Origin of the sequence: Martinezella rhizogenes (assembly GCF_000799715.1) — a bacterium.
Taxonomy (GTDB): domain Bacteria; phylum Pseudomonadota; class Alphaproteobacteria; order Rhizobiales; family Rhizobiaceae; genus Rhizobium; species Rhizobium rhizogenes_C.
Genome location: NZ_JUHG01000011.1, coordinates 76,279 through 94,694, shown reverse-complemented (window position 1 = coordinate 94,694; position 18,416 = coordinate 76,279). Strand labels below are relative to the sequence as shown.

17 protein-coding genes and 2 tRNA genes are annotated in these 18,416 nt (G+C 57.9%); 6 read left to right on the top strand and 13 right to left on the bottom strand.

Features of this window, described 5'->3' with window-relative positions; genetic code table 11:
• Together argS and EX00_RS04430 are read right to left on the bottom strand one after the other, a co-directional pair.
• Complete coding sequence (gene argS / locus EX00_RS04435; RefSeq protein WP_047454557.1) at window positions 1-1,761, bottom strand: arginine--tRNA ligase; 1,761 nt, start codon at window positions 1,759-1,761, stop codon at window positions 1-3.
• A 54-nt stretch (window positions 1,762-1,815) separates the two neighbouring features.
• Window positions 1,816-3,033 (bottom strand): deoxyguanosinetriphosphate triphosphohydrolase, encoded by a 1,218-nt coding sequence (locus EX00_RS04430; protein ID WP_047457433.1) that lies wholly within the window; start codon window positions 3,031-3,033, stop codon window positions 1,816-1,818.
• A gap of 210 nt (window positions 3,034-3,243) precedes the next feature.
• On the opposite strand from EX00_RS04430, the gene erpA reads away from it, so the two are divergent.
• Together erpA and xth are read left to right on the top strand one after the other, a co-directional pair.
• Window positions 3,244-3,576, top strand: a complete 333-nt coding sequence (erpA, locus tag EX00_RS04425) for an iron-sulfur cluster insertion protein ErpA (RefSeq protein ID WP_047454555.1) — start codon at window positions 3,244-3,246, stop codon at window positions 3,574-3,576.
• Window positions 3,577-3,701: 125 nt separating this feature from the next.
• Window positions 3,702-4,493 carry an exodeoxyribonuclease III gene (gene xth, locus EX00_RS04420; RefSeq protein ID WP_047454553.1) on the top strand — a complete coding sequence of 264 codons (792 nt, stop codon included), beginning with the start codon at window positions 3,702-3,704 and terminating at the stop codon, window positions 4,491-4,493.
• 55 nt (window positions 4,494-4,548) lie between these two features.
• On the opposite strand, the gene exoR is transcribed toward xth, so the two are convergent.
• The 6 genes from exoR to EX00_RS32125 all read right to left on the bottom strand — a co-directional run bounded on the left by exoR (window position 4,549) and on the right by EX00_RS32125 (window position 12,789).
• A complete protein-coding gene (gene exoR / locus EX00_RS04415) occupies window positions 4,549-5,352 on the bottom strand; it encodes an exopolysaccharide production regulator ExoR (protein ID WP_047454551.1) in 804 nt (267 codons plus the stop codon).
• 706 nt (window positions 5,353-6,058) lie between these two features.
• The gene (locus tag EX00_RS04410) at window positions 6,059-7,312 is read right to left on the bottom strand and encodes an OmpP1/FadL family transporter (RefSeq protein WP_047454549.1); all 1,254 of its coding nucleotides are present in this window, start codon (window positions 7,310-7,312) and stop codon (window positions 6,059-6,061) included.
• Window positions 7,313-7,717: 405 nt separating this feature from the next.
• Window positions 7,718-10,561 (bottom strand): valine--tRNA ligase, encoded by a 2,844-nt coding sequence (locus EX00_RS04405; RefSeq protein ID WP_047454547.1) that lies wholly within the window; start codon window positions 10,559-10,561, stop codon window positions 7,718-7,720.
• 121 nt (window positions 10,562-10,682) lie between these two features.
• Window positions 10,683-11,594, bottom strand: a complete 912-nt coding sequence (locus EX00_RS04400) for a PopZ family protein (RefSeq protein WP_047457430.1) — start codon at window positions 11,592-11,594, stop codon at window positions 10,683-10,685.
• 244 nt (window positions 11,595-11,838) lie between these two features.
• Window positions 11,839-12,510, bottom strand: coding sequence for a protein-L-isoaspartate O-methyltransferase family protein (locus EX00_RS04395; protein ID WP_202903691.1), 672 nt, complete (start codon window positions 12,508-12,510; stop codon window positions 11,839-11,841).
• A gap of 153 nt (window positions 12,511-12,663) precedes the next feature.
• Entirely contained in the window at window positions 12,664-12,789 is a 126-nt protein-coding gene (locus EX00_RS32125) for a hypothetical protein (protein WP_267884713.1), read from the bottom strand.
• A gap of 118 nt (window positions 12,790-12,907) precedes the next feature.
• Between EX00_RS32125 and EX00_RS04390 the strand changes: the two genes are divergently transcribed.
• A tRNA-Cys gene (locus EX00_RS04390) sits at window positions 12,908-12,981 on the top strand.
• A 265-nt stretch (window positions 12,982-13,246) separates the two neighbouring features.
• On the opposite strand, the gene EX00_RS04385 is transcribed toward EX00_RS04390, so the two are convergent.
• Window positions 13,247-14,008 carry an FkbM family methyltransferase gene (locus tag EX00_RS04385; RefSeq protein WP_047454542.1) on the bottom strand — a complete coding sequence of 254 codons (762 nt, stop codon included), beginning with the start codon at window positions 14,006-14,008 and terminating at the stop codon, window positions 13,247-13,249.
• 579 nt (window positions 14,009-14,587) lie between these two features.
• On the opposite strand from EX00_RS04385, the gene EX00_RS04380 reads away from it, so the two are divergent.
• Window positions 14,588-15,691: a porin gene (locus EX00_RS04380; protein ID WP_047454540.1), complete on the top strand. Its 1,104-nt coding sequence runs from the start codon at window positions 14,588-14,590 to the stop codon at window positions 15,689-15,691.
• 251 nt (window positions 15,692-15,942) lie between these two features.
• Window positions 15,943-16,281: a hypothetical protein gene (locus EX00_RS04375; protein ID WP_047454538.1), complete on the top strand. Its 339-nt coding sequence runs from the start codon at window positions 15,943-15,945 to the stop codon at window positions 16,279-16,281.
• 177 nt (window positions 16,282-16,458) lie between these two features.
• On the opposite strand, the gene EX00_RS31690 is transcribed toward EX00_RS04375, so the two are convergent.
• The 3 genes from EX00_RS31690 to EX00_RS04360 all read right to left on the bottom strand — a co-directional run bounded on the left by EX00_RS31690 (window position 16,459) and on the right by EX00_RS04360 (window position 17,374).
• Window positions 16,459-16,629, bottom strand: coding sequence for a hypothetical protein (locus EX00_RS31690; protein WP_202903690.1), 171 nt, complete (start codon window positions 16,627-16,629; stop codon window positions 16,459-16,461).
• Window positions 16,630-16,838: 209 nt separating this feature from the next.
• Entirely contained in the window at window positions 16,839-17,087 is a 249-nt protein-coding gene (locus EX00_RS04365) for a hypothetical protein (protein WP_047454535.1), read from the bottom strand.
• A 212-nt stretch (window positions 17,088-17,299) separates the two neighbouring features.
• Window positions 17,300-17,374, bottom strand: a tRNA-Asn gene (locus EX00_RS04360).
• Between the two features lie 117 nt (window positions 17,375-17,491).
• On the opposite strand from EX00_RS04360, the gene EX00_RS31925 reads away from it, so the two are divergent.
• Window positions 17,492-17,806: a membrane protein gene (locus tag EX00_RS31925; protein ID WP_047457427.1), complete on the top strand. Its 315-nt coding sequence runs from the start codon at window positions 17,492-17,494 to the stop codon at window positions 17,804-17,806.
• Between the two features lie 11 nt (window positions 17,807-17,817).
• On the opposite strand, the gene EX00_RS04350 is transcribed toward EX00_RS31925, so the two are convergent.
• Window positions 17,818-18,375, bottom strand: a complete 558-nt coding sequence (locus EX00_RS04350; RefSeq protein WP_047454533.1) for a sugar O-acetyltransferase — start codon at window positions 18,373-18,375, stop codon at window positions 17,818-17,820.
• Window positions 18,376-18,416: the final 41 nt, after the last annotated feature.

Below are 18,416 nucleotides of genomic sequence, written 5' to 3'. Positions count from 1 at the left end.
TTATCGCATTTCATCCGGTGCGGCGGTCCCGGTTATACCAAGACCCGACTTCAAAACCGACGCGACAGCGTGCACCAGCCCAAGTCTGGCAATGCTCAATTCTCGGTTCTTATCGTTAACAAATCGTAATTCAGGTAAATCTTTACCTTTGTTCCAGTGTCCGTGGAACGAACTTGCCAGATCGTAAAGATAAAAGGCGATGCGATGAGGCTCCTGAGCCTGGGCCGCAGCTTCGATGATTCGCGGGAATTCCGCAATCTTCGCGACGAGCTGCAATTCGGCCGGATCGGAGATCATACCACCAACCGCTTTCGCCAGATCGAGCGAGGCAATATCGAGATCCGGGAAGGCCTCCTTGGCCTGCCGGAAGACCGACATGCAGCGCGCATGCGCATATTGCACGTAGAAGACCGGATTGTCCTTGGACTGCTCCGTCACCTTGGCAAAATCGAAATCTAGCGGCTCGGAGCTCTTCCGATAGAGCATCATGAACCGCACGGAATCGCGGCCGACCTCATCGACCACTTCGCGCAGCGTGACGAAATCGCCGGAACGCTTCGACATCTTCACCGGTTCGCCGTTGCGGAACAACTTGACCAGCTGGCACAGCAGCACCGTCAGCTCCGCCTTGCCTTCCGAGACGCCGCGCGCCACGGCTTCCAACCGCTTGACGTAGCCGCCGTGATCGGCGCCGAGAATGTAGATCATCTCGTTGAAGCCACGATCGAACTTGTTCTTGAAATAGGCGACATCGGCGGCGAAGTAGGTGTAGGAGCCGTCCGACTTGATCAACGGCCGGTCGATATCATCGCCCACTTCCGTCGAACGAAACAGGGTCTGCTCGCGATCCTCCCAATCCTCCGGCAACTGTCCCTTCGGCGGCGGCAACGCGCCCTTGTAGACATAGCCCTTGAAGGTCAGGTCGTTGATGGCGGTGCGGATCAGGGCAGCGCCATTGGCATGCAAGGTCCGCTCCGAGAAGAAGACGTCGTGATGGACGTTCAGCGCCTCCAGATCGGCACGGATCATCACCATCATCGCATCAATGGCACGTTCTCTGATGATCGGCAGCCATTGTTCTTCCGGCATGCCGCGAAGCTTGGTGCCGAATTCCTTGGCGAGCGCCTCGCCAACCGGAACCAGATAGTCGCCGGGATAGAGACCCGCCGGAATATCGCCGACCTGCTCGCCGAGCGCCTCGCGGTAGCGGATGAAGACAGACCGTGCCAGTACGTCGATCTGCGAGCCGGCGTCATTGATGTAATATTCCTTGGTAACATCATAGCCTGCAAAGCCGAGCAGGTTCGCCAGTGTGTCGCCGACAACGGCGCCGCGGCAATGGCCGACATGCATCGGCCCCGTCGGATTGGCGGAGACATATTCGACATTGACCTTCTGGCCGGCGCCAACCGTCGAGCGGCCGAATTTCTCGCCCTCGGAGATCATCGTCGCCAGCAGGCGCTGCCAATAACCAACGGACAGGCGAATATTGATGAAGCCCGGACCAGCCGCCGAGACATCGGCAACGTCGGCATCCTCCTTCAGCTTGGCAATGATGATTTCAGCCAAAGCACGCGGATTCATACCCAGGGGCTTCGACAGCACCATGGCCGCATTGGTCGCGACATCGCCATGACTGGCGTCTCGCGGCGGCTCGACGCCGATACGTCCGAAGTCGAGTTCGGATCGCTTTTCTTTCACAATATCAATTTGCTCAAGAGCGTTCTTAATTCTTGCTTCGAAGTCGGTGAAAAGGTTCATCATAGTGTCCACGCATAGCTTTGGCGGACCACTTCGGCCCAACGCCGCCGCTGCCTACCGCAAATCGGGAGTCTGGTCAAACAAACGCCTGTGAGCGCTGATAGCATAGGTATCGGTCATGCCAGCCAGATAATCACCCACATGGCGCGCCTTGGCGGCGACGGCAAGGCCGGCAATATGGTCAACCCAATAATGGCTCTGCATTTCCTTGGGATTGTCCATATAGGCCCGGAACAGATCGGTGACGATCTGCGCGGCGCCGGCGCGGATGCGCATGATGTCCGGATGACGATAGATGCGCTTGAACAGCATCTTCTTGATCTGCTTGTCCGTCTCGGCCATCTCGGGAGAGAAGGTAGCGATGACGCGGCCGGCGGCGCGAATATCGGCAACGCTGCCTGGCCTGACCTCGCTCAGTGCCTGCTGGGCAACGGAAATGACGTCCTCCACCATGCGCGTGATCTGCCGGCGCATGATCTCATGCGTGAAGCGACTTGCCTCGAGGTTCGGATAGCGCGCCCTCACCTCGGCCATCAACTCAGAGAGAAATGGTATCTCCTCCAGCATGTCGAAGGTCAGATAGCCCGAGCGCAGGCCGTCATCAATGTCATGGGTATTGTAGGCGATATCGTCGGCAATCGCGGCGACCTGCGCCTCCAGACTGGCATAGGTGGCGATCTCCAGATCATGGATCTCGCAATAGTCGAGGATCGGCTGCGGCACCGGGCCGCGCGTGTCTTTCCCATCGGGTGTCAACAATGGGCCATTGTGCTTGACCAACCCCTCCAGCGTCTCCCAGGTGAGGTTCAAGCCATCGAATTCGGCATAGCGCCGCTCGAGTTTCGTGACGATACGCAAGGACTGTGCATTATGGTCGAAGCCGCCATAGGGCAGCAGCATCTCGTGCAGCGCGTCCTCGCCGGTATGGCCGAAGGGGGTGTGGCCGAAGTCATGGACGAGCGCGACGCCTTCTGCCAGATCCTCGTCGAGCTTCAAGGCGCGCGCCAGGGCCCGGGCGACCTGCGCCACTTCGATCGTATGCGTCAGGCGTGTGCGGTAATGATCGCCATCTTGCGCGATGAAGACCTGCGTCTTGTGCTTCAACCGCCGGAAAGCGGTCGTATGCACGATGCGGTCGCGGTCACGCTGGAAATCGGAGCGCGTCGGGCTCGATCCCTCCTGGTAAAGCCGTCCGCGCGATGTCGAGGGGTCGCTCGCATAGACCGCCTTTTCGCCATAACCGAAACCCAATGCATGCCTGTCGATCGTCATCATCCATCCATTCCGGCATCAACCCATTGACGCCGCTTCGTCGCCTTCATACCTATATGGAATACAAACAGCAAAATGGCGCATGGCTCAACCATCAAACCATAGCTGTCACCCGCCGCACTTTCATGATAAAGGCTATTGATATCAGCCGTTTGAAAGTCGGACGGCCCATTGGTTCTCTCCGGATCTTGACCCCGGCAGGAGGAAAGCATGACTGAGACGAGTGTAACCCTATCGGACGCAGCGGCAAAGCGAATCGCCGCGATCGTCAGCGCCGAGGCCGGCAAGCGTGCGCTTCGCGTCGCGGTCGAAGGTGGCGGATGCTCCGGATTTTCCTATAAGTTCGACCTCGCTGATGGCCCGCAGGACGATGATATCATTGTCGAAAAAGGCAATGCCACCGTTCTGATCGATCAATTGTCGCTGGTCTATATGGCCGGTTCCGAGATCGATTTCGTCGACAATCTGCTCGGCCAGTCCTTTCAGATAAAGAATCCGAATGCGGTCGCAAGCTGCGGATGCGGAACAAGTTTTTCGATCTGACGCTCCCGTTTTTCCACAGATTGATCACCGGCCGGAAGCTCCCGCTCCCGGCCGGTTTTCATTTGGACGTGGTCAAGGCCGATTGCTGCGGATAAAAGAAGGCGAAGCAGAGGAGCCGCCCCGTCATGAAGATCGCCACCTGGAACATCAACGGCGTCAAAGCGCGTATCGAAAACCTCTGCCAATGGCTGAAGGACTCCGATCCGGATATCGCTTGCCTGCAGGAAATCAAGACGGTCGATGAAGGCTTTCCACGCCTGGAGATCGAGGCGCTCGGCTATCATATCGAGACCCACGGGCAAAAAGGCTTCAACGGCGTGGCGATCCTCTCCAAGACGAAGCCCGACGAAGTGACGCGCGGCCTGCCAGGAGACGACAGCGATGAGCAGGCCCGCTTCATCGAAGCGGTGTTCTCGGTGCCGGACCACGGCGCATTGCGTGTCTGCTGCCTGTATTTGCCGAACGGCAATCCCATCGACACCGAAAAATATCCCTACAAGCTCGCCTGGATGGAACGCCTGCGGAAATTCGCGGCCGACCGGCTCGCCCTGGAAGAGCCGATTATTCTTGCTGGCGACTATAATGTCATCCCGGAACCGCATGATTGCTTCGATCCAAAGGTCTGGGAGAATGACGCGCTGTTCCTGCCGCAAACCTGTCAGGCATTTCGCCAGCTCGAGCATCTCGGCTTTACCGACGCAGTGCGTGCCACGACGGATGCGGTCAAATTATACTCGTTCTGGGATTACCAGGCCGGCGCCTGGCCGAAAAACAATGGCATCCGCATCGATCACTTGATGCTGTCGCCGGAAGCGGCCGATCGCCTGACCTCCACGGCCATCGAGAAACATGTGCGCGCCTGGGAAAAGCCGTCGGACCACGTTCCGGTCATAGCGCATCTCGATTTTCAGAATTAGTAAACAATGAGCGCGAACCACGCGCTCAGGGAAAATCAGTCACATTGAAAGCCCGTCACTCGGCGCCGGCGACATCCAGTTGATGCGACATGGCGACGGCAACGCGTCGGTCGTTCTCGTTGGCGACCGAAAATCCCTGCTCCTGCAGGTCTTCCATCCAGCCGCAATCCTTCGGCTTGCACTTGTCTAGCGCCGCCGTCATGAAAGCGAGGCCCCGTACAGTCTGGCCTTCCTGGAACAGGATATTTCCGAAAACGGCCATGGCGCCGGGATGACCGCTTTTGCGGGCCTGGTTCAGCCACTTCTTAGCCTGCTGCACGTTGGGTGCACCGCCCTCGCCCGTCAGCATCATCTGCGCGAGCTGGAATTGCGCCTCGGGAACGCCGAAGGTCGAGGCCACCTGGAAATAGAGTTGGCGTGCCTGATTGAGGTCGGTCTTGACCGGACTGTTCTGAATGCCGGTCTTGTAATAATTGGCAAGGGCAAGCAGCGCGTTGATGAAGAAGCCAGTGTCTTCGGAGCCGGGTTCCACACCCTGCTGGGCGATCTCGCTATAGATCTTGAAGGCTTCGAAATCATCCTGCGTCACGCCGTCGCCATCGGCATACATATTGGCCAGCGCCCAACGCGAACCGGTATGGCCCTTCTCGGCCGCATAGCGATAGGCCTCGACAGCCTCTTCCTTCTGGCCATTCTTGTAGGCCCGGAAGCCGAATTTGAAGAGATCGAAAGGACCAGATTCCTTGGTGACGCCGGCATTGATATCGAATGCTCGACATTGACCTGTCAGTACCACGAGGGTTGCAAGCGACAGGCTGAGTAACATCACTCTCGCTGATATGAACTCGAACTTAAACATAACAGTCGATTTCTCTCGCTCCATCCACATTCGTCACGGCAACCCCATCTGCGCCGCAAGGCCTGCGAATGTATTCCCTACCAGCGCACGAACAAGCGAAGCTTCCCGTCAGGGAGGTTCGCATGGCACCAGCAAAATGCCGTTTGCCACATTTCCGAGCATAGTTCGAAATTATGTCCAAACGAGCATTCTTGCCGCCGTGATCGCACGTTGCTGCCCAAACAGCACCCCACTCCACTGCCCCACAGGATAGACTTGAGATAGAACGATTTTCGGATTCCCACGAGAAACAAAGCCTTTCCGACAGCATCGGAAACGTCACCGTTCCGATGCTGGATTGCTCTTTCTGCCAAAGTGGAAACTGACCCATCAACCGTTTACGCACTCTCTACAAGGCTCGTCCCTGTGCCCGTATAATCGCTGCTCCTCATTTGTGGCGGGAAATGGACAAATTGGGCGGCGGACACGCACCTGTAACCGGTTGAAATAAAGTGTTGCCGATTCGTCACAAAGAGATTGCCGATCTTGCGATTTCGTTAACCATAAAGCCGCTATGCAGGACTATTTTGCATGCCGCATCTGCAAATGATTTCGCCCCCGAACTTGATACAGAAACGCCGCGAGACCGAATAGGGCTCGCGGCGCGGGAATCGCTGGAAGTAACAACGAAAATTCTCGGAAATTACTTCAATTCAATAGGTTAGGCTCAAAACCTCACCTTCATCGAGGTCGACAGCGCAGCGACCAGGTCATTGCCGTAGCTGTAGGTAGCGTCACCGCCGTAGACGATGCCATTGGAGGTCATCTGGCCGGACTTGCCACTGGTCAGCAAGCCAAGCGCGCCGCCGAAGGTGAACTCGACATGCTCCGTCGCCTTGTAATTGACGCCGGCGCCAAGCGTCCATGTATCGGAGCTCATGCCATAGCCATGGCTGGTGCCGCGATCCCAGGTCAGGCTAAGAGCGCCGCTCCACTTGTCATTGAACTTGTGACCGACACCGCCGGAGATCGTCCAGCCGTCTTGATAGAGCAGATCAAGCGAAGTGAGCTGGGTGGCGCCGCCGGGGCGGCAGGACATGCCGCGCGTGGAGGTCGGGCAAAGCGCGATGCTCTGCAGAACGCTCCAGTTGGTCCACTTGACCGAGCCGAAGGCCAGCCAGTCCGGAGCAATACCGGTCTGGATCTTCCATTCCAGCGAGTCCGGGGCATCGGCCGAGCCAAAGACGGACGTGGTCTTGCCGAAGAATGCACGGATCGGCGGCAACTCCGTCAGATCGACCGTGCCCTTGAGGTTGTCGTACTTGACGCGGCTGTTATAGACTAGGCTGGTGCGGAAAGCATATTCCTCGATTTCATAGGCAAGACCAGCGCGCCAGCCCCAGCCATGACCGTCGATGTCGAGCGAGCCAACACCGTCATAGACGGCGGAAAGCGGGGCCGGAATGGCCGAGACGAGACGCGATTTGTAACCGCTGACCTCTTGATAGAAGCCGCCGCCGATCAGGCGCAATTGACCCGGACCGGCATCGAACTTATAGGAGCACGTCGCCGCATAATTATGCGTGCGCAGCTTCGTCTCGATTTCATTGTTGGCGCCGGCCCAGTTCAGGCCCGGATTGCTATGACCGCCAAACGGTTCGGAATAGTCAGCCAAGCAATCGATGTCATCGGTGATGCCGATCTTGAAGCCGATATACGGGATGGCATAGTTCTCGGTGACATCCGTGGAACTACTGCGCCCGTTGAGATTGCCGTCAGCCGGATTGGTATCCTTGGCATTCTTGAACTTGCGACCGGGCATGACATAAGTCACACCGGACTCGAAAGCGTAACGACCCTTGTCGAAGAGTAGATCGATATCGTAACCACCGCGATCGAGCCCACCCGCAAACGCGACGCTTGCAAACGACGACGTGATAACGAGTGCGAACGCGCTCTTCAACGCAATACGAAATGCCATTGTGTCTCCCCCACTTGTGCATCTATGTGTCTGATTGTTGCGATGATCATCCGACTTGGCAATGCACCGCTGGCGTTCTGTGAGCTCGCGATATAGTGATCGGTTTACGTAAGAAAGTGAGCTACGTGCTCCATTATGGCTCGCATTAGATATTTTTTTCTTCTTAAAAAACATTTTCGGCCCCACATAGATTATTATTCTCTACTGAAACAATTCTGTTACAATCCGACAACAGTTTCGCTTTTCGAGAAACCTATCAGTTTAGGGGTAACTGTTTTTCCCTGCGCGAAGCTGGCGATGGGGCAAGATCGACTGTTTTGATGATTCGATCGAATCGATGGCGCAAATAAAAAGGGCACGCGACTTTCGTCTGCGTGCCCTTACTATTTTGGATTACCTACGACCTCAGCCGGCTTCGCTGACCCTTGCGAGAGCAACCTTCAGGCTGGCGAGTTGCCCCTGGAGTTCATCCAGGCGCTCGCGTTCGGCGGCGACTACATCAGGATTGGCGTTGGCGACGAACTTCTCGTTCGATAGCTTGCCGACGATGCGAGCCATCTCCTGCTCGTTCTTGGCGATCCCCTTCTCCAGACGTGCCTTCTCGACAGAAAGGTCGATCAGGCTGCCGAGCGGCAAGCAGGCGGTCGCTTCGCCCACGACGATCTGCGCGGCCCCCTTCGGTGCAGTGTCCGAAAGTGAAATCTCCTCGACACGCGCCAGGCGCTTGATCGCCGCATCATGGCGGAACAGACGCTCGCGGGTGAGGCTGTTGGCGCCAACGATCACCAGCGGCGCGGTGGCCGCTGGTGGCACGTTCATTTCCGACCGGACGGAGCGCAGGCCCGAAACAAGGTCGATCAGCCAGTTGATCTCATCGGCCGCGACGTCGTCGGCATAAGACGGTGCCGGCCAATCGGCGTGGCAGAGCAGGCCATCGCGTTCCTTGCCCTCGCCCGCCGTATGCGCCCACAGTTCTTCGGTCATGAAGGGCATGAAGGGATGCAGCAGCTTGTAGGTCTCTTCGAGAACGTAGGCCGCGCAGGACTGCGCCTCCGCCTTGGCGTTTTCATCATCGCCACTGAAGACAGGCTTCAGGAGTTCGAGATACCAGTCGCAGAACTGGTTCCAGATGAAGCGATAGAGCGTGCCGGCGGCATCGTTGAAGCGATAGGCTTCAATCGCCTCGGTGACATCACGTTCCGTCCGGGCAAGCTCGGTCAGGATCCAGCGATTGATAGTGAGCTCGGCTGCTTCCGGCACGAAATGCGGATCACTCCTGGCGCCGTTCATCTCGGCAAAGCGCGTGGCGTTCCACAGCTTGGTGCCGAAGTTGCGGTAGCCGGCGATGCGAGCCGGATCGAGCTTCACGTCGCGGCCTTGCGCGGCCATGATCGCCAGCGTGAAACGCAGGGAATCGGCGCCGTACTGATCGATCAGTTCGAGCGGATCGATGACGTTGCCCTTGGACTTCGACATCTTCTGCCCGTTCTTGTCGCGCACCAGAGCGTGAACATAGACCGTGTTGAAGGGTTCGACGGGATCGCCGTTTTCGTCCTTCATGAAATGCAGGCCCATCATCATCATGCGGGCGACCCAGAAGAAGATGATGTCGAAGCCGGTGACAAGTACGTTGGTCGGATAGTAGCGCGCCAATTCCGGCGTCTCATCCGGCCAGCCGAGCGTGGAGAATGGCCAGAGCGCCGACGAGAACCAGGTATCGAGTACATCTTCGTCGCGCGTCAGGATTTCGCCCGGCTTGAAGTTTTCCAGGAGATCCTCGACATAGGCCTTCATTGGCCCTTCATGCGACAGATAATGCTGGATCGCCGCCTGCAGCGCTTCCTCTTCGCTCTTCTCGACGAAGACCTGACCATCCGGGCCATACCAGGCCGGGATCTGATGGCCCCACCAGAGCTGGCGGGAAACGCACCAGGGCTGAATGTTTTCCATCCAGTCGTAATAGGTCTTGTCCCAGCTCTTCGGAACCAGCTTGGTGCGTCCCTCGCGAACGGAGGCGATCGCCGGTTCGGCGAGTGTCTTGGCATCGACATACCATTGCTCGGTCAGGCGCGGCTCGATCGGAACACCGCCGCGATCGCCATGCGGGACCATATTCTTATGCGGTTCGATCTTGTCGAGCAGACCGGCCTCTTCGAAGATGCGAACGATAATTTTGCGCGCCTCGAAACGATCCGTGCCTTCCAGCTCGTCCCAGGCGCCGTGCAGGGCTGCGGGATTGTCCAGGCCCTCGAGGAAATCCTCATTGTCCTTGATGGTGATGGTGGCTTCGGGCGTCAGAATGTTAACGACGCGCAGCCCCCGGCGCTTGCCGACATCGAAGTCATTGAAATCGTGCGCCGGTGTCATCTTGACGGCACCGGTGCCCGCGGTCGGGTCCGGATATTCGTCGGCAACGATCGGAATGCGGCGGCCGACGATCGGCAGGATGACATGCTTGCCGACGATCGTCTTGTAGCGCTCGTCGTCTGGGTTAACGGCGATACCGGTATCGCCGAGCATGGTTTCAGGACGGGTGGTGGCGACGACCAGATAGTCGCGCGTTTCCCATTCCGTCGGCTTGCCATCATCGTCGAAGGCAATCGGATGCTGATAGGTGACGCCTTCTTCCAGTGGATAGCGCAGATACCAGAGATGGCCGTTGATCTCATGCTGCTCGACTTCGATATCCGAAATCGCCGTCATCATCTTCGGATCCCAGTTGACCAGCCGCTTGTCGCGGTAGATCAGGCCTTCCTTGTAAAGCGTGACGAAGACTTCAAGAACGGCCTTCGACAAGCCCTCGTCCATGGTGAAGCGTTCGCGCGACCAATCACACGACGCGCCGAGGCGCTTGAGCTGGTTGAAGATCAAGCCACCCGACTCTTCCTTCCATTCCCAGATCTTCTCAATGAAGGCCTCGCGACCCATAACATGACGACTAGGCTGCTGTCTTTCGGCCAAGCGGCGCTCGACGACCATCTGCGTGGCGATGCCTGCATGGTCCATGCCCGGCTGCCAGAGCACATCCTTGCCGCGCATACGCTCGAAGCGCACCATGATGTCCTGCAGCGTGTTGTTCAGCGCGTGGCCCATGTGCAGCGAACCGGTGACGTTCGGCGGCGGGATGACGATCGTGAAGGTTTCGGCGCCAGGCTTGGCGTTCACACCGGCGCGAAAGGCGTCGGCCTCATCCCATTTCTGGGCGATCTTCGGTTCGACTGCGGCGGAATCATAGGTTTTTTCGAGCATTTTGGGACCGGATCTTAAGGGTTCGGTTATGCGGGTTGTAAATAGGATGGTCGCTGGCAAGTCAATAAAAAAGCCGCCCCGGAAGCCGGAGCGGCGGATCGTCCAACCGAAGCTCAGGCTGTCAGCGGCGCGGGCCGCGCGCCACTCGTTCGATTTCCTCACGCACGAGACGCTCAACCAGGGTCGGCAGGTTGTCATCAAGCCAGTCTTGCAGCATAGGCCGCAGCATCTCCTCGGCGATCTCGTCCAACGACCGGCGCTCACCGCCATCGATCGCCGCGGCGAGTTCGCCGAAGGACCGGGCGACCTGTGCACCGGCGGCCTCGGACATCAGTGAAGACGAGAGTTCGGCCTGCACTTGCGGCAGAAAACGATCGGCGGTAGCCGCGGCCGGCTGCCGTGGCGGCGGATTGAAAACGGGGGCTTCGACCGGCGCCGCTGCGGGAGCGACGGAGGCAGGACGCTCTTCCGCTTGTTCCGCCTCGACCTTTGCCGCGTGCATGGCAGCTTCGGCGAGAAGTGCCGCCGTCGGCGCGGTTACGGCGGATACCGGAACTTCCGTGACGGTATTGCGCAGCGGCACGCCGACCAGCGGTTCGACGCGGGCCTCGGCAAGGCGCGCAACCATGGCCGGCGGCAATTCGCGCAGCTGCGGTGCTTCACGGGCCGGGTTCAGCTGCGCGGCATTGCGCTCAGAAGCGGCGCGGACACGCGCGGCGACATCGGCAAGCGACAGGGTGCGGCCGGACGCTTCCGGCTCACGCATCGGCACCTGCGAATTGGCGGCGACGAAACGCGGTTCGGAGTCGGCGGATGGGGCCGGCGATGCATTCGCCAGGTCCGCAGCGGCAAATTCCTCATCGACCGTCAGGTGAATGTCATCATCGCGCTCATCGTCGGCGGTGGTGTAGACAGCAGGCAGGGATGGCGAAATGGAATGGGCGGCGCCGGGCTCGTTGCTCTCGATAATCCGGCGGATGGACGCCAGGATCTCTTCCATGGATGGTTCACGCACGACACTTGGCTGAGCCATATTCATCCCCGTTTTCCCAGATGCAACGACCGGAATCCCGTCAATGGAGCGCCCGAATCAGCGCCACCCTAGAATACTACCCTTGGGAAAAAAATCACCGCGAAAGCACTAAGCCCGCTGATGCACAGTTTTGTTACGGCCGATGCGAATCATATGCGATTGCCGATTTTGTCGCGGGCAAGCCCAACGAAAAACGGGCGCCATAAGCGCCCGTCTCAAAGGTATCATTCAGCTGTGCTTCCGATCAGAACACAAATTCCTTAGCCTTGGCGAAGCCCGGCAGCGGCTTGATCGACGCATTGAAGAAGACGTTTTCCGAAAGAGCGCCGCGCTCGCGCATGAAGACGGTGGCGCGGGCGGCGTGGCCATAGCCCAGCACGACGATCAAACGACCGCCTTCGCCGAGCTGATCGAGCAGCGCCTGCGGCACTTCCTGAACCGAACCATCGACAAAAATGACGTCATAGGCGCCGCTTGCGGCATAGCCCTTTTCCAGCTCGCCGGTGACGACGGTGACGTTGTCATGGCCGAGTGCTGCAAGATTGGCCTTGGCCGTCACAGCCAGCGCCTCGTCGGATTCGAGCGCAACAACCTTGCCGGCCAGGATCGACAGAAGCCCGGAGACGTAACCGGTGCCACAACCGACGTCGAGAACCTTGTCTTCCTTGGTGATCGCTCCGAGCTGCAGAAGCTTTGCCAGCGGCGAAGCCTCCATCAGGAAGCGTGCCGGCGCGCCGGAAGCTGCCGGACAGACCTCGATATCATTATCGATATAGGCCAGGAGCTTCGACTTCTCCGGCACGAAATTCTCGCGCGGCACCGTCAGAAACGCATTCAACACGGAATGGGAGGTGACATCCGTCGTGCGGATCTGGTTCTCGACCATCTTCACGCGTGCTGCTTCGAAATCCATCATATCCTCTCGCGCCCGAAGGCTAAGCCGGTTTTGCTTCTATGCTCCGTGTGTCTTAATCGCGTGCGGCTGCGCTTTCAAGGCGTTGCTGCGGCGGATGCAGAGATTCATGATAATGCGTCGCGCAGCAACAACAGCTTGCGCTCCAGGCACGCTTCACCCCGCCTTCCCTTCCGCGATGTCGGCGGAGATCGTTGCAACGGGCTCGTGTCTGCCGAGATTGCGGCCAAACTCATAGAGCGGTTTCTCTATAAAAAAGCACAGCCGGGAAACGACGCCCATGAAAGGTACCCTACCGGCGCCAATCGACAAGTTATTTGATCATCGGCCGCGATAGGTCTTGCACTCTCCTGAGATTCGTTCTAAACGCCCGCCATCACTCGCCTTTACTAAATCGGATGGCCTCGTGGCGGAGTGGTTACGCAGAGGACTGCAAATCCTTGCATCCCGGTTCGATTCCGGGCGAGGCCTCCAATCCCCCTTTACGCTCGTCATAACCACCTGAAATCAAATAGAGATTTTTCAGGTGTGGCAATACGGACCTGAACCGTACCGCCACACCAAAATCAGGTGTGGCAATCCGTTCCCGCTTCTTCTCGGTTGGCAGCCAGCGACTTATTACCCAAGCGACGTCGGAACCCGACGCATAGGGCACGATTGACCGTACAGCGGTTATCTTGCCGCAAAGACTTTAACCGGGGCAGCGACCAAGCAATGTCGACCTTATCCCGAAAAGGTCTTATACCGGCGTGCACAAGATTTGCGCAAATTTGAAGCTTGTCAGCCAGGCTATATCGAGAGACATGCCGACGTCGACAACCTCTTTGTCGTCATAGCCATCCACCTTGAAGCTGTATTCCAGATCGTGGAAGATTTCGGCGATCTTCGAGACCGTTCTGACCGGATCATCGAAAAGGAAATTGTGCAGTTCGAGGTTGATGACGGGCCGATCGGACAAGATCCTCGGTGCCCCGAGCAAGACTTCCAGATCCGCCCCATCTACATCGATCTTCAGAAAATCGACCTTCCTGGCATGGTCGTAATCATCATCGAGCCTGACGACTTCCACCTTCGTCGACATCCTCGGGTCCTGATCCGAAGGTAGAACCATAAACGAGCCCAAGTTGTCTAAAACCGGCAACACGCCTTTTTTGTCCCCGGCCGCATAGGGATGAACGACGACATTATGAAGATTGTTCAGCTTTGCATTGCGCCCGATCATGGCCGCGTTGCTCGGTGACGCTTCCCAGGCGTGAACCACTCCTGTTGGCCCTGCACACAGCGCCAGCAGGACGGTGGTCAGTCCCTGATGGGCGCCGCATTCGAGGACCGTCGATCCCGGCTTGATGATGTCGATCCACCATTGCCGCTCGACCTGCCATTGATCGGCGTAATTATACCATTGGCGCGCCAACTCATCTTCAATGTGGACATCAAATTTATGCGGCCCGACAAATCGCTCTCGCGCGATAAACGGCTCGAAAACCTCAGTCATGCTCATGCGCTCCACACAACATTAGAGTAACATTGATCAACCGACTTCAAGTCTACTGCAAGCGTTGGTAGACATATAGGATCACGCCGGGGCGATCAACCATTAGGGTCATCTAATGAGCCGCCGCGAGCGATTGCTCGCCCATCAACAATTCAGCATGCGACCAAAAGCTTGTCGGTCATCGTTCGGCGGAAACGGCATGAGGACTGTTGCCGCCATGCGCCGTCGACACATCGAGAATCGGCGAGTTCTGCCCCATGACCTTCCTGCTCAGGGGATATGCGGTGACGGGGAGCAGGTTTCCCTGTGGTTACAGAGACCCCTCGCCCGCAACCGGCGGAAAGCCCTCAAGGCCGGGCGAACCAGTGATTTGCGTCATTTTTGCAACAAGGATTTTTTTCGAGTAGCGTGCATATAGTTCGCCAATCTTAGTAACTTGCCAAATCGGCGAAGCAGGTTCACCAAATAGTTCGTGAAGCTTACTACTTCGCACCTACTGATAGGGAACATGAACGGGATGGGGTCGGTTACGCCGCTTTTTTGGCGCGATATCTCATGCCCAATCAGGAACAGATTGGAGTTATTATGAACATCAAGAGCCTTCTTCTTGGCTCCGCTGCCGCGCTGGCAGCAGCAACTGGTGCACACGCGGCGGACGCTATCGTTGCCGCCGAGCCAGAGCCCCTCGAATACGTTCGCATCTGCGACGCCTACGGTCCAGGCTACTTCTTCATCCCGGGCACGGAAACCTGCCTCAAGGTCGGCGGCAAGGTTCGTACCGAAGGTGAGTGGTATAACGCATATAATCGGGCCAGCAGCCAGGGCACCCTCTGGCATACGCGCGCCGAGTTGAACGTCGACACCGCGACCGACACCGAATACGGCCCGCTGAAGACCGAAACCATCGTTCGCTGGGACTGGAACGACGGCGGCTCGACGAGTACGAACCTGCTGTGGTCGTATATCAGCCTAGGCGGCTTCACCGTTGGTAAGAAAGACTCGGCATATAACCTTTACATCGGTTACGCCGGCGACGTCATCAACGACGACGTGATCTATGACGGCCCGTACGAACTCAACCAGTTGACCTACAACTACGATGCCGGCAACGGCTTCACGGCTGTAATCTCGCTGGAAGACAGCAACTCCGGCGGCTCGAGCACCTCCTATGGCGCAAGCTGGTGGGTTGATCAGAGCACGGACCACTACGCTCCGGACGTTGTTGCCGGTGCCGGCTACAAGGCTGGCGCATGGTCATTCAAGGTCGTTGGTGGTTACGATTCCATCGTCGAAGAAGGCGCTATCAAGGCTCGCGTCGATGCCGACTTCGGCGGCTTCACGGCCTTCTTGATGGGCGGCTACAACACGGACGGCGACAAGCTGAACAAGTATGCCGGCACCAACCAGGATATCTCCGCTTGCACGGCGCCGAACGGCACCGTCAACGAATCCAAGTGCGGCTGGGGTGACTGGGCCGTTTGGGGTGGCGTTGGCGTTCCGGTCAACGAAAAGCTGAAGTGGAACCTGCAGCTCGCCTACACCGACTCGAAGATCTTCGAGGCAACGTCGAACCTGAAGTTCAACCCTGTCAAGGACCTGCTCATCGAGCCGGAACTGACCTACGTTCACTACGACTATGCCAAGGATGATACCGTTTCCGGTATCCTCCGTTTCGAACGCAACTTCTGACCTGATCTGACTTGACCTCCGATCAGAGAAGAGAGGGGCCTGGCTTTCCCTGCCGGGTCCCTTTTCTATGCCTGATCCGGACCGCAAGCCGCCGCGGCCGATTGCATCACTCCCCGCCTCCGCAAATCCGCGCATCGCAATCGTATTGCGTGTTGCCGTCGAAACCATATCAACCTTAGAGTGGAACATTACCGCGCTCGCGGCGTTTACTCACCGAAAAGGGATATGGTTCTAATAAAGGAGTCGGTGCTTTGAGAAAATTTGCTGCGATTGCCCTGGCAGCTTCGCTAACCATGGGAACAATGCTGGCCGCCGCGGTTCCGGCAATGGCGATGCCGGTGACCAATTCACCCTCGACCAGCGTTTCTGACATCGTTCTGGTTCAAGAACGCGGATCTCGGCGTAACCAGGATTTCGATCGTGGACGGCGGGACTATTGGCGCGACCGTCACCATGATCGCCGCCATTGGCGCGAGAGCCGCGACCGACGCTGGGATCGCCGCCGCGATTGGGGTGACGACCGGCGCTATTATGACCGCCGCTACTACCATCCGCGCCGCAGCGGCTTCATCTTCGAAATCCGCCCGTGATCCAGCACGGTGGGCGGACATGATGAATGTCGTCGGCGATTGATCGATAAGGTGACGATCGCCGATCCAGCCTCCCCGCGTACCCCACAAAACGTTCCGGCCGCTGTCGAAAGATTCGACAGCGGCCGGTTTAGTTTGCCGCCGGTTAGCGCCACCGGCTTGAATGCTGACGCCGAATTAACGGCAGACGCGTTCCTTGCGAACGACCCAGTGGCCGTGAACCTTGTGCTTGACGGTCTTCACGAAGCAATCGTGATGATGACGATGCATCGGAGCAGCCTGAGACGGCGTGCTGACGGCGACAAACGATGCCAAAGCAACTGCGGAAGCGAGAAACAGGTTTTTCATGTCGAACCTCTAAAGCATTGGGGGATTATGCTGCGCGATTGCGCCCGCTTTTGATGCGCCGATTCACCTTAACGTTACATGAATGCATCCTCACGTTTTCGAGAGCGGTCATGCAGTGAGATCGAATCTGCCAGAATGATGGAGACTGCGGCCGGCGGCTTTCCTTGCGCCCATGGACCTCCATTTGGAGGCCTCTGAAATATGGAAATCTACTTCCGGCGGCGATCCCGCAGGGCATCGATTAATCGATGCACCTTCTCGGTCGCGTAAACGATGTCTTCCCTCGGCAGATGCACGGTGATTTCGATCTCTTGCCATCGCCCGCCGTGATCTTTTGCATAGCGGACGGCGGCTTTAAGGGAATTGAATTCAACCGCGGGAGCGTCAGCAATCCAGAACTGCACGGTGCATTTCACTTCATCATAGTCTGAAAGAGCTTTGAGTGGGTCTAGGGTCATGCCGCGAGCTTTACACCGTTAGTAGTTCGTTGGCTACCGTGAGCAAAACCGCCAGTTTCCTCTTGTTATGGCGGGGCGATGGGCCGCCCACCAATCTGGCCGAACGTCAATTATCCACAGACAAAAAGGAAGTCTAAAAGCAGGGAGAGAAAGTGGCGAAATAAGTGCCTGCTACCGAAGAATATCAAGATAACAGGCACTTACGTCTAAAATGGCTCCCCGGGCCGGATTCGAACCGGCGACCTGTCGATTAACAGTCGAATGCTCTACCGCTGAGCTACCAGGGAATACCGCTTGGCGCGGTGTGAGTGGGCTAATACAAATGCTTTCCCGATTTGCCAAGCGATTTTTTCAAAAAAGTTCATTTCCCTTGTATTATTTTCGTCATCTACCATCTCCTGTGGATGACCGATCAAAGCAGGACCACAGAAAATAGCGGCCGTAAACACGGCGAAAAAGCCCGTCGTTTCGGTATAGATCCGCACACGCGCGAGCTTGTGATAGGCTCCATCCGTATTCCGCTCCCAAGATCGCGGCTTGCGCGCGTCGGCCTCGGCCTCGCGTTGATTTTCGGCGGTTTGCTCGGCTTCCTGCCCATCCTCGGCTTCTGGATGTTGCCGCTCGGCTTCGTCGTGCTGTCGCATGACCTGCCGATCGTACGGCGCTGGCGTCGTCGCTTTGCCGTGTGGTGGACGAAACGGCGCCGTCCGGCGAACTAATCTCTACTCCCCTATTTTGAAGGCAGAGCCCTGGCCGGGTTACCGACCACGGTCGCCCCCGCCTGCACGCTTTTCGTGACCACCGCGCCGGCTCCGACAATTGCGCCGTCACCGATCGTCACGCCGCCGAGAATGATGGCGCCACCACCGATCCAGACTGCCTTGCCGATCTCAACCGGCCGCGCGAGTTCCAGCCCGGTGCGCCGCAGCGCCGGATCCCTGTGATGCTCCGGGCAACAGATCTGGACGGCCGGCCCCAGCATGCTTCCTTCGCCGATCCGCACCGAGGCGCTGTCGAGAATGGTGCAGCCGGCATTCAGATAGACCTTAGGGCCGAGCCAGATATTGATGCCATAGGAGCAGTGAAACGGCGCCTCAATGAACACGCCCTCGCCGGCGCCGGCAAAAAGCGTCGATAGCGCCGGACCGAAATTGCCGCGCTGGATGGGCGGCATCATGTTGTGCTGATGCACGGCATTGCGGGCAGCCGCGCGCAAGGCCTCGAGCTCGGGATCGAGGCAGCAATACCATTCGCCCGCCATCATCTTCTGTCGCTCGCTCTGCGCCATAGATTCGCTCCCAACGCTTCCGTCGTTCTATCCGTGTGATC